The 11,497-nt window shown below is 49.2% G+C and carries 12 protein-coding genes; 5 read left to right on the top strand and 7 right to left on the bottom strand.

All coding sequences use genetic code 11. The features are described 5' to 3' along the window. Window positions 1-54: 54 nt before the first annotated feature. The 5 genes from PLA01S_RS26470 to PLA01S_RS26450 form a co-directional block, all read right to left on the bottom strand. Window positions 55-1,665 (bottom strand): response regulator, encoded by a 1,611-nt coding sequence (locus PLA01S_RS26470; RefSeq protein ID WP_127594746.1) that lies wholly within the window; start codon window positions 1,663-1,665, stop codon window positions 55-57. A 38-nt stretch (window positions 1,666-1,703) separates the two neighbouring features. Beyond that, on the bottom strand, window positions 1,704-3,542 hold the full coding sequence (locus PLA01S_RS26465; RefSeq protein ID WP_174819258.1) for a sensor histidine kinase: 1,839 nt from the start codon (window positions 3,540-3,542) through the stop codon (window positions 1,704-1,706). Further along, window positions 3,524-5,080, bottom strand: a complete 1,557-nt coding sequence (locus PLA01S_RS26460) for an extracellular solute-binding protein (protein WP_127594745.1) — start codon at window positions 5,078-5,080, stop codon at window positions 3,524-3,526. Before PLA01S_RS26460 ends, PLA01S_RS26465 begins: the two co-directional genes overlap by 19 nt. A gap of 210 nt (window positions 5,081-5,290) precedes the next feature. Next, a complete protein-coding gene (locus PLA01S_RS26455) occupies window positions 5,291-5,722 on the bottom strand; it encodes a zinc ribbon domain-containing protein (protein ID WP_127594744.1) in 432 nt (143 codons plus the stop codon). Window positions 5,723-5,773: 51 nt separating this feature from the next. Further along, window positions 5,774-6,397 (bottom strand): copper amine oxidase N-terminal domain-containing protein, encoded by a 624-nt coding sequence (locus PLA01S_RS26450; protein WP_127594743.1) that lies wholly within the window; start codon window positions 6,395-6,397, stop codon window positions 5,774-5,776. Between the two features lie 214 nt (window positions 6,398-6,611). Between PLA01S_RS26450 and PLA01S_RS26445 the strand changes: the two genes are divergently transcribed. The 5 genes from PLA01S_RS26445 to PLA01S_RS26425 all read left to right on the top strand — a co-directional run bounded on the left by PLA01S_RS26445 (window position 6,612) and on the right by PLA01S_RS26425 (window position 10,148). Continuing rightward, complete coding sequence (locus PLA01S_RS26445; protein ID WP_127594742.1) at window positions 6,612-6,803, top strand: hypothetical protein; 192 nt, start codon at window positions 6,612-6,614, stop codon at window positions 6,801-6,803. Window positions 6,804-6,904: 101 nt separating this feature from the next. Beyond that, a complete protein-coding gene (locus tag PLA01S_RS26440) occupies window positions 6,905-7,288 on the top strand; it encodes a hypothetical protein (RefSeq protein WP_246059864.1) in 384 nt (127 codons plus the stop codon). Window positions 7,289-7,521: 233 nt separating this feature from the next. Next, window positions 7,522-8,013: a cation:proton antiporter regulatory subunit gene (locus PLA01S_RS26435; protein ID WP_100535828.1), complete on the top strand. Its 492-nt coding sequence runs from the start codon at window positions 7,522-7,524 to the stop codon at window positions 8,011-8,013. A gap of 3 nt (window positions 8,014-8,016) precedes the next feature. Continuing rightward, window positions 8,017-9,261, top strand: coding sequence for a cation:proton antiporter (locus PLA01S_RS26430; protein ID WP_127594740.1), 1,245 nt, complete (start codon window positions 8,017-8,019; stop codon window positions 9,259-9,261). Window positions 9,262-9,278: 17 nt separating this feature from the next. After that, window positions 9,279-10,148, top strand: coding sequence for a YitT family protein (locus PLA01S_RS26425; protein ID WP_127594739.1), 870 nt, complete (start codon window positions 9,279-9,281; stop codon window positions 10,146-10,148). A 185-nt stretch (window positions 10,149-10,333) separates the two neighbouring features. Here the strand turns inward: PLA01S_RS26425 and PLA01S_RS26420 are convergent, their stop codons facing one another. Together PLA01S_RS26420 and PLA01S_RS26415 are read right to left on the bottom strand one after the other, a co-directional pair. Next, entirely contained in the window at window positions 10,334-10,549 is a 216-nt protein-coding gene (locus PLA01S_RS26420; RefSeq protein ID WP_071223055.1) for a DUF2905 domain-containing protein, read from the bottom strand. Between the two features lie 112 nt (window positions 10,550-10,661). Beyond that, on the bottom strand, window positions 10,662-11,495 hold the full coding sequence (locus PLA01S_RS26415; protein ID WP_127594738.1) for a carbohydrate ABC transporter permease: 834 nt from the start codon (window positions 11,493-11,495) through the stop codon (window positions 10,662-10,664). Window positions 11,496-11,497 lie beyond the last annotated feature (2 nt).

Below are 11,497 nucleotides of genomic sequence, written 5' to 3'. Positions count from 1 at the left end.
CGGCATAGAGCGAAGGGTTTTACACGGCCTTACAACCCAAGCCTACACCATCGCTCACCCTTTGAATTCCCCCGGATTCACACCCCAATACTTGCGGAACACCTTGGTGAAATAACTGACATCGCGGTACCCGACCAGCCGGGCGGCATCGTACACCTTGAGTCCCTCCTGCAGCAGCGACTTGGCGCGCTCCATTTTGCGTTCCAGCACATAGGTCGAGAAGACAACCCCCATTTCCTGCTTGAACAACCGGCTGAGGTAGGAAGAATTGACATAGAGCCGGTCCGCCACAGTATGCAGCGTAATTTCCTGGTCCATCTCCTCCTCGAGCAGGTTCAGAATATCCTTCACCACCTGATTGCTCGTCGTTTTCCGCTGCTCGCTCATAAAGGAGACGATATGCTTCACCGTTCGCTCCAAGAGCGACCAGGTTTGCATTTTGGTGCTCAGCAGCTTGACGTTATGAAAATATTCGATATCCTCACCGACGACTCTTTTTACTGTCCAACCCTGCTTCTGGATCATCCGGGTAAAGAAGCTGTTCATGTATAAAACCGCCTCATGAAATTCATCCGAGGATTCGGATCTGGAGAAGGCTTCTTCCCACAACCCCTTCAGCGCCTCTAGGGCTTTCGTTTCATCCGCCGTTTCCAGCGCAATCTCCAGCGTCTTCTCCAGATTCTGCTGCACGATCACGCCCTGGATATCCCGCCTCAGCTGTTCACGGTAAGGAATCGCAAGATCGTGTCCGTACACGACGCGGTCTTGAAGCGCCCGGCAGGCTTGCGCATACAGCAGGCTCATATCTTCAATCGCGCCGATCGAAGCACAGATGCCGGCACTTGCCGTTAACTTCAGCACTTCCTTCGTCTGGGAGAGCAGCTTGGATACATCCGCATTCAGTCGCAGCATGGCCTCCTTGGCGTCTTGGTTTTCCTCCACGATCAACACCATCAGCAGCATATTGCCTGAATCCGACGTGATCCAGCGGGAAGGATGGGACAATAGCTCCTTGGCCAGGCACTGCATCGTAAACTGCAGCAACTCGACATCCCCCCGTTGAAACCGGGTCTCATGCTCCGGCAGCGGGTCCAGGTCCACCACGGCCACCGCAATACGGTCGTCCTCCTTCAACGGAATATATAGTTCCTTGCTTTTGCTAAGAACGTCCTGTTTTGTATATTTGCCGCTCACCCATTGGATAAAAAAGAGATTTTGCAGGTGCGGAAGATTGTCCTCCCATTTCTGTTCCAACGCCGCCTTGCGCTGCCACTGCTCCAAATCCTCCCGCAGTTGCTGCCTCGCTTCAAGCACCGCTTCGAGAATATCCTCCTCGCCGGCAGGCTTCAATAAATATTTGGACACCCCGTATTCCAGAGCCAGCTGCGCGAACTCGAAATTATCATGCCCGCTCAGGATGATCATTTTCGTCAATCGACTGATGTCCTGCCGGCTTCGCAGCTCGCCGAGGAGCGTCAGTCCATCCATTTCAGGCATCTGCACATCGATCAGCATAATATCCGGTTTCTTCCGGCTTACAAGCTCAAGGGCTTCAACGCCATTGGACGCCATACCGACCACTTCAATGCCATGCTTGTCCCACGGGATATTGTAAGCCAGTGCATTACGCAGCCGGGGTTCGTCTTCCACAATCATGAGATTCATTTATGTCCTCCCCTTTTGAGCGATCTATATATGAATACCTACTTCAGGTTAACTTCCTTGCAGCGATCCAGCGGAATGGAAATCGTGACGGTTGTGCCTTCGCCTGAGACACTGTGAACCGTGAGTTGGGCTTCCCTGCCATAATACAGCTTCATTCGGCTCAGCACGTTCCGAAGGCCGAACAGATCCTTTACATGGTCCTCATCCTGTGAAGACGCCGGCACGCTGCGGGAACCCATCATCTCCAGCTCATGCTGGATATAACGCAGCCGTTCTTCCCCAATCCCCGGCCCGTTATCCTGTACGCTGATGACCACGGTTTGTCCTTTCTCGATCCGGCTGGATATGACCAGGCTCCCTCCTGAAGATTTACCCTCCATGCCATGAATGATCGCATTCTCCACCAAAGGCTGGAGCAGGAGCTTGAGGAGCGGAACGTCCTTGCTCTCTTCCGATATGTGATAATCCACGGTGAAATTGTCCATGAAACGAAGCTGCTGAATTCGTAAATAGTAGTGCAGATGGGTGATGCTCTCCTCAATCGTGAACACCTGCCTGCCCTTGTTCAGGCTCAATCGGAAAAACTTCGACAGATTCATCACCATCTCGCTGATCTCATCCGCATCGTAGTTTTTGGCCGTCCAGTATATCGAATCGAGTGTATTATATAGAAAATGCGGATTGATCTGGGATTGCAGAAATTTCAGCTCCGTCGTCGTTAATCGCAGCTGCTGCTCATAATGATCCTCGATCAGATGCTTCTGCACGACGGCCATCTTGTTAAACGACTGGATGAGAAAACCGAACTCGTCCTTCCGCTTGGTATCAACGTGAATATTCAGTTCCCCGCTGCTGAGCCGCTTCATCCCGCGCGACAATTTCAACACAGGTGAGGCAATTCCGCTGTAAACCACCCATGAAATAATGATGGCCAGCAGGATGCTCAGCCCGATGATCGCAACCGTGAACAGGCGCAGCTGATCGGTCTCTTTATAGAGCTCGCTTTTCGGCTGTACCAGCGCGAGGCGCCATGCGGAGTAATCCGAGTCAATCGTTACGGTCATATCCTTGTCAGAAATGTTATCCTCATGCACTCTGCCAGTCTCCACTACCACTTCTCCCTTTTCGTTCAACAGGGCAATACGGCTGTTCTCGGAGGGAAGCAGCGTCTTGATGATATTTAACAGCTTGCTCTTGTTAAAAGACACCACCAGCAGGTTCGACTGCCGCTCGCTGTTGTACAGGTCCATGGCCCGAATCAAGGAGACGCTGTCCGTATTCGTCATCTGGCCAAACGTGATGTCCTCCGCTACAGGAGCTTCCGACATCACGTAGGAAATCCCCGTTCCGTTCTTCCGGGCAGCTTCGACAAGCCATTCCTGCTGCGTCTCGCCCGTCAGCTCTTTGCCGCCGTAATGGGTAGAGATAAACCAATTGGACGCCTGATGATACACCGAAATTTGGGATACAAACCGGTTCACCGAAACGGAATTCAATAACTGTTCCAATATATCCGAAAAATCCACGATCGATTGAGGAGAGAAATTGGTGCTGTTTTTGTTCAGCAGCTCATTCATTCCAGGGTCGCTTGCAATCAAGGTGGATATCTCCTCTACATTTTGCAGCGCCAGATCAAAATGATTCATCGCCGACGAAAGCGCCATCTCCGTCCGCTCGACCGCCTGTTCATAGAGAATATCCCGGGACCGTTCCACCGCAAACAGGCTGATGATGACCAGCGGCAGCAGAATCAGCAGAAAATAACCGGTCAAGCGGGTTTGAATATTTTGCGAAAACCGATCCCGTACCCAGCGAATCAACGCCATCAATCGACTCCCCCCTCTCTTGGCGGCCGACATCATTGTTTGGAGTACCATTCATTCACTTCCTTCGTGATTTCATCTCCTCCTTCTTCCTTCCACCTCTTCACATAGTCATCGAAGGCATCCAGCGGTTCCAGCCCCATAATGATCTTCGTAAAGACATCCTCCAGATTTTTTAGCTTATTGCTGTATTTCGTCATGGCAGGCGTGGGAACTCCGTAGAACGCGTTAGGAACGATATGCTGATTAATCATTTGCAAGTTGTTGTATAGATTGAAATCGCCTAGGGAGTCAAGCCGCTCCTTAAACAGCAGTTGGTCGGGCACATCAACAAGCGACTGGTAAATGCCACGGTACAAATGCTTGTCGTGAAGCGCAAAATCCGTAACAATCGCCCCGTCCTCCCAACGCCAGATTTCGTTCTCGAAGCCGAGCTTCAGCGTCTTATAATCACTGGCGATAAAATCCAGAAACTTAATCACTTCGGCTGCTTTCTCCGATTCGGCGGGAATGACATTGTAGCCGCGGATAATATCCTTGCCTTCTACCCCTTTAAATCCGTCCGGTCCCGTGGGATACGGAAGCGGCATCCATACAGCCTCCGGGTCTTTGCTCATATTGGCCGCAATCGGTCCCCGCGTGTCGTACCATGCTGCGGAGAAGAGGCCCACCGTGCCATTTTCTATCTTCTCGAACAGATTATTTTGCAGGTTAAGAGGAAACTCCCGATCGAGCAGCTTCTCCTGATACAGCTTGGCAAAAAACGCGAGGGTTTCCTTCGTTTCAGGCAGAATGCTTCCGTTCACCAGCTGCCCGTCCCGTTCAAACCACGTATTCCGCTGCGTGCCGAAGGCGCCGAAGAACGGGGAAGACCTGCCTAATTTCGATGTCAGGGTAAGGCCGATCGTATCCTGCACGCCGTTGCCGTCCGGATCATCGAGCGTAAAGGCACGGATGACTTCGTAATATTCGTCCAGTGTTTCGGGCGGCTCGAGGCCAAGCCGATCAAGCCAATCCTTTCGGACATACATCAGCTCTGCCCCAGTCACCTCATTCAAGCTCGGAACCGCATAGATTTTGCCGCCATATCGAACCCGATCCCAGACCTCCGGCGGAATCTTCTCCTTTAGATGGGGACCATACTTGTCGATTAACTCATCCAGCGGCATAAATGCCTTTTGCTTGACATAATTGTCGAACCACACCGGTTCATACGTATGGAGCATATCCGGCAAGTTGCCCGAGGACATAATGACATCCAGCTTCTCGTTGTATACCTCAGGCGGCGGAAGATTAACTCCGATCTCGAGCCCCGTGCGCTCTTCAATGTAATCCAGATACGGATTGTCATTCTCGTCCATCCCGGCAGGGAACGTCATCCCGAGACTGGAAATGACGATGCTGATGGACGCGCTTTTCGGTTGATTCTCCAGCGGATGGTCATCCTTAGGGCCTGTACTGTTACACCCAGCAGCAAGGAGCATCAGAAATACACAGACGGGAAGCAATAGAACGTTACCTTTAAGCAGCCTTGACACCCTTTGATTCCCATGTTGAAAAAACTCATCATTACAGGCCTTGTTCATCGGCATATGTCCTCACTCCCTCAGCTAGTAAGCTAATATTACTATATAACGATTTATGGTGAGTAAGATCACCTTTATAAATCATTCTGTAATGATTTGCGGCTTCCTTCACCCGGGACAAAAAGAAAAAGAGCCGCCCCCGGTCATTCCCAAACCAGGGGCGGCTCTATCTTTAGCAAAAACATTCATCCTAACATCAGGTCAATTAGAACAACACTACTTCGGTTCCTCTTGGTCGCCGCCATCCTCCAGCAGCGGAACCTCTTTGCGCTCCTCTTCCGATTGCACTTGAATCACCTCGAACGTACGGCCACAGTGGGCACAGAACTTAGCATTCATAGCGGAGCTGTTCCCACAGCCTCTGCATACCTTCTCATCCGTAAGATTGGCGATATGAAGCAGATTTTGTTCGATTTCAAAATTCAATTGATGAATCTTGGCCACGTAGCTCTGAATACTCTCCTGATCAGGCGGCCACTTCCCAGCTTCGGTTGAAGCAAATACAACCTTGCCGATTTCCAGAAGTTGCTCATCGATGTCGCTTTTTTTACCGTTGTTTTGCAGCTTTAACCGATTGATCTCCACCAGTGTTTTGGCTTTGTTTCCGGCGTCGGACACACCTGCCTTAAATTTATCAAAAAAACTCAAGTATGCTCTCCCCTCTCTGTTCACCCGTTTGAAGCAGTATTTATTTTATTCCTATAAAGAGATTCTCAGAATTTTATCATGATCGGTATAGTTCACGCCAGCACCAAGGCCCCTTGCAAACACCTGAATCGGAACATAAGTCACGCCGTTGATCACTTTTGGAGCGACCGTAACGTTTTCCGATTTGCCGTTGTAAAAGACGGTTTTGCTGCCAATCGTGAGTGTTATTTTATGATTGTCTCTTTGCACGCCAATGGTGGCAGCTTCGCGATTCCAGGTAACCTCAGCTCCCATTCCTTCGGCGATTTCCCGCAGCGGAACCAAATTGATGTTGTTATACACCAACGGCTCACTGTCAAACTTCACCACGCTGCCGTTAACGTAAACTTTAAGTCCGGACTTGGCATAGGCCGGAACTGCCGGCTTCGGCACAGTGGATTTTGTTGTACTATTCTTCGATGATTTGGCTTTAGGCGTGGATGAAGATGACTTGCTGCCTGAAGAGCTTCCTCCGCCGTTATGATAATGGTACTCGCCATAGGACAGACCCCAGCGTTCGCAATTGGTACGGCAGGTATGCCCTCCATTGGCATCTGTTCTTCCCGGATGAGCAGAAACAACCGAACCGGACACAAGCAATAAAGCGATGGTGCAGCACAGCATTTTTTTCTTCATATCTAACATTACCCCCTGGTATAATATTCCTCCACTACATTCTAGCATATTTCTTATATAGCAGATGGATATATAGGAGCTACCTAATATAGAAGGAAGACGGTTACCACGTTGATGATCGCTTGCCTTGTTTCATTTTCACCCCCCGCGTTTATTCGTTACATATAACGAAACCTTTTGTGCCAAAATATTGCCAGAAAGGAATGAGACCCTAATGAGCAAAAAGAAACCTGAATATGACGGACAGTTCCCCGGCGTAGACCCTATTCCCGAGCCCGACCGTCCGAATCAAGCCGCAACCGATAAACTCGACGATCTGGTCCTTGGCATTTTGGAAGATAAAGATGAATCGAAAGTTGATATCAATCCCGATACGGAAAATTACGATAAACTTCGCAAAAGGTAAGACAAGTCTCGCTTCAATATAATGTAAAAAATGAAATTGATCTGTAAAAGTGTTCAAAAATAATTTATCGTTCTCATTTTGAGAACGATTATTTTTATGTTATGATTAACATAGAAGCTTGGGACGAAGGGGGAGTAACCGTGAACCGTTTCTTAAAAACAGCAAAAATTCTTTGGATGCTGGTACTTGTTCTGGTTACGGCATTTGCCCTTTACATTCCCGTCCAGGAGTACTACAGCAGCGAAACCCATGATGAGCGGTATGTATACAAGCACGACCATCATCTGAAAGCGGCTGTTCTGAAACACTCTCAAATTCTCTCCAAACTTAAGGCAGCCGGCAATACCTTGCCGCTGTTCTTATTGATGTCGGCCGTTCTTATGCTGCAGGCTCCCAAAACACGTCTGCCGTATCGGCCGATCATTCCGCTTCGGCTCCGGCTTTTATTACTATTCCCCATTAAATACACATCGAAGTTCGTATAGTATCCTCCCCTTTTTCGCATTCAAACTGACTGCGGTTTCTTAAATTCGCCAATTTTTCATCTTTCATGCAACCCTACCCTCAACCTGTGATGATTGACGTATGCACATAGGTTTATTAAAAACTGTGCAATTTCATCCTGAATGGATTGTTTTATTTGGCTTCGTATATTTTTGATATCCGTGTGATCGGTCTGCAAAAAACTAAAAGTGTATTTTTAGGAGGATTTTAACCTATGCATGTTCGCGAAACAGATTTGCCCGGAATTGGTAAGAAGTTCGTAATCGATACCCGCGGTGGCGATAAACTGGTCATTATCATTCATGACGACGGCCGCCGTGAAATGTACCATTATGAACATGACGATCCGGACGAAAGCATCTCCATGATTTCCCTGGATGATGATGAGGCCCGCCAAATTGCTGCCATCGTTGGCGGTCTCACTTATAAACCTAAGGCGCTGGAAACAATCGACATGGCGCTGGACGAATTGATTATCGAATGGTACCGCATCGAGCCCCACTATTACGGGGCAGGTAAATCGATTGGTGATTTGGGCGTACGCCAAGCCTCAGGCGCAACCATCATTGCGACAGTTGATAAAAACAGTAAACAAATCAATCCCGGACCTGACGTTATCATTACACCGGACTCGACACTCGTCGTTGTCGGTGAGCGTCAACAACAGCGGCTATTTAAACAAATCTTGATGAACGGACGTGGTTGATGAATGGATCATTTGGTTTTAGAAGTTGGACTGGCGATTGCTCTGATCGCCCTGGCGGGGTTGCTATCGGCTAAACTCCGGTTTTCCGTCGTCCCTTTCTATATTCTGATAGGGATGGCGGTAGGGCCTCATGCTTTTCATTTTGGATCATTCGATTTTCGTTTTATAGAAAGTGCTCCGTTCATCGACTTTATGGGTCGAATCGGCGTACTGTTCCTTCTGTTCTATCTTGGCCTCGAATTCTCGGTCGGCCGGTTAATCAAATCAGGGAAGTCCATCGTTGTTGGTGGCAGCATCTATATTGCCATTAACTTTACGCTTGGGCTGATGATCGGGATCTTTTCCGGATTCCCCGTGGCGGAAACACTCATTGTTGCGGGAATAACCACCATCTCCTCAAGCGCTATCGTAGCCAAGGTGCTGGTTGACCTGAAAAGAACGGCGAATCCCGAAACTGAAATGATTCTCGGTATTATCATGTTCGAGGATGTATTCCTGGCTGTATATATCTCTATTCTTTCCGGCCTCGTATTGAGCGGATCATCATCGCTCGGCGGAGTACTGATATCTGCGGTGATCGCCCTCGGATTTATGCTGCTAGTCCTTATTATTGGCCGTAAAGCCGTTCCGCTTCTGAATAAGGTATTAAATATACGGTCTAACGAATTGTTTGCCTTGGTTGTTTTTGGCGCGTTGTTCCTGCTCGCAGGATTCGCCGAAACGATTCATGTTGCCGAGGCCATCGGCGCTCTGCTCGTCGGGCTCGTCCTGGCTGAGACGGAGCATCGTGAACGCATTGAGCATTTGATTTTACCATTCCGTGATTTCTTTGGAGCCATATTCTTCTTTAGCTTCGGTTTAACGATTGTACCTTCCGAGCTTGGCGGAGCTGTGTGGTTATCGCTGATCGCCGTTGTCATCACGCTCCTTGGTAACTTTATTGCAGGTATGCTTGCAGGACGCAGTGCAGGATTGTCCTCCAAGGCATCCTCCAATATCGGTCTGACCATCGTATCCCGCGGGGAATTCTCCATTATTCTCGCTAATATGGGTAAAGCGGGCGGACTTGCAACCTTCATCCAGCCGTTTGCAGCCTTGTATGTGCTGATACTGGCTATACTCGGACCGCTGCTGACCAAGGAGTCCAAGCACGTCTATAACTTCTTAAACAAAATAATTAGATTTAAAGATCATAAGGAGAAGAAACCGGTTAAACCGAAGCTAAAGGATGAAAGTGCCAGCGGATAAAGGAGGGTACATTGCCTATGGTTCAAGCCCCGGTTCGGGTAACGAACGGTCCGCAAGAGGCCGTAAGCAAGGCAAGTACACGAAGAAGAATGAGCATGGCTGCCATCGGAGGCCTGATCGCGGCGTTCGGTTTAGATTTATTTCTAGTTCCTAGCGGCATCATCGCGGGCGGCGTAACGGGAATCTCTGCGCTCGCTTCGCATCTGACGGGGCTTCATACGGGCATGTTTCTGTTTGCATTAAACCTGCCTCTGCTCCTGCTGGTCTACCGTAGGACCAACCGGGAAAAAGCCGTCATTGCCACCGTCGGGCTGCTTACGTTTTCCGTATGCTCAATCCTGTTCTTTCCGGTTCCCGCTCTCATCGACAGCAATATCGGGAGCGCAGGCATCGGCGGCATTTTCCTTGGGCTGGGCATCGGTATCGGCCTTCGTTACGGCGTTGTCCTGGACACACTGCAAATGCCTAAGATTCCGCAGCAGCTATCGCATCTGCTAACCCGCCTAAAGCTGCCGTACATCCATATCATGGTCAATACATTCGTACTGACATTGGCAGGGCTGCTTCTCGGCTGGGAACGAGCGATGTACTCCGCGATCGCATGTCTGATGGCGCTGGAGACCGGGCGAATTACGACTTCAAGCCTCCCGCTTAAACGAGAGGTCCGGATTCGCAGCGTGAGCGAAGCGGAAATCAGGCACAGCATGAAAACCATCATGGGGTATGAATCCCAAACTGCTAACGCTAAAGATGATTCTACGCATGACGGTGACACCATCGGTTCGACGCAGCTGGTCTATCGGGTTCACATTCTGGAGATGCCCAGGTTCAAGTCCATCGTGAGAAGCCTGGATCCGAATGCCGAGATTACCATCATTCAGAAGTAAGCTTCTCTCTTCCATGTAAACAGGCCGGCTAAGGGTTTGCCCTAGCCGGCCTGTTTTTTTTAAGATATCAGAAAGTATAAACTCCGAAGCTTAGGCCTTCCTGATATCGCACGAAAAACATCCCCTAACCGCGGTCTGTCTTCTGAGAAAGTACGTCGATAGACGTTTTTCTTATGAAATCCCTGCTATTTACGAAACTGCTGAATCAGAAACAGAATCAACGAGCCCACCACGCTGATGACGAGGCAGGTTACGATCGGGAAGTAAATTTTGACATGGGGTTTATCCACCACGATGTCACCCGGCAGCCGGCCGACAAATCGTCCAATGACAGGCCAGAGCAGCCCGATCACGATCAGAGCGCCGCCAATCCATAATAGAGCCCGAGTTACAGGATGCACGATACGGTCACCTCATTCATCATATCAAACATGAAAACACGCAGGTTTCTTTGTATCATAATGGATTTGTGGTACCGCCTGCAAGGTCAGGACCTTCCTATCGATCAAGCGGTCATCCTTTCACCGCCCCCGCTGTCATCCCGTCGATAAAATACTTCTGGAAAGCCATGAACAAAATAAAGATCGGAATGATCGAGAAGAAGGAGCCGACAATCAATAAATCATAGTTGTTCCCGTAAGGGGTCAAGAGCGTCTTTAATCCGATCGGAAGTGTATACTTGCTATCGTCGCTGAGCACCATGAACGGCCACAGAAAATTGTTCCAGCTGTTCATGCCGTTCAGGATCGCCATGGCAGCGAAGGATGGCTTCATCACAGGCAAGATCAGCCGCACATAAATTCCATATTCCGTCGCGCCGTCCACCCGCCCTGCCGCAATCATTTCTTTTGGAATCCCTCTTAAATACTGCCTGAAGAAAAAGATCGTAGCTGCGCTTGCGATTCCCGGCAGCACAATCGCCGAGTATGAATTCATAAGGCCAAGGTTGTACGTCAGGGAGTATAACGGAAGAAGAAGAATTTCAAAAGGAACCATCATAATCAGAAGCACGCAGATAAACAAGAAGTTCTTGCCGATGAAATCATAGGCTGCAAACCCATAGGCAACGGTTGCGCTGACCAGCAGGGTTAACGTAACCTGAACCACCGTGAGGAGCAAAGAGTTAAAAAACCACATAAAGTAAGAATGATCGCCCGTAAACAGGTATGTGAAATTGTCCAGGCTCATCACCGATAGGTCAAATTTCAAATTCAGCCCATACCGGATCAAATCCTCCCCGGGTTTAAAGGAAGCGATGGTGACGGCATAAAAAGGTACCAGGATCAGAAAGCAAAGTATGGAGAATAAAATGAAGAGGATGATTTTGATCAGCGTTTCTCTTCTCATTC

Source organism: Paenibacillus lautus NBRC 15380, assembly GCF_004000945.1.
In the GTDB taxonomy this organism is placed as follows: domain Bacteria; phylum Bacillota; class Bacilli; order Paenibacillales; family Paenibacillaceae; genus Paenibacillus_AQ; species Paenibacillus_AQ lautus.
Note: the sequence above shows the minus strand (reverse complement) of the source record. Positions and strands in the feature narration are given on the sequence as shown.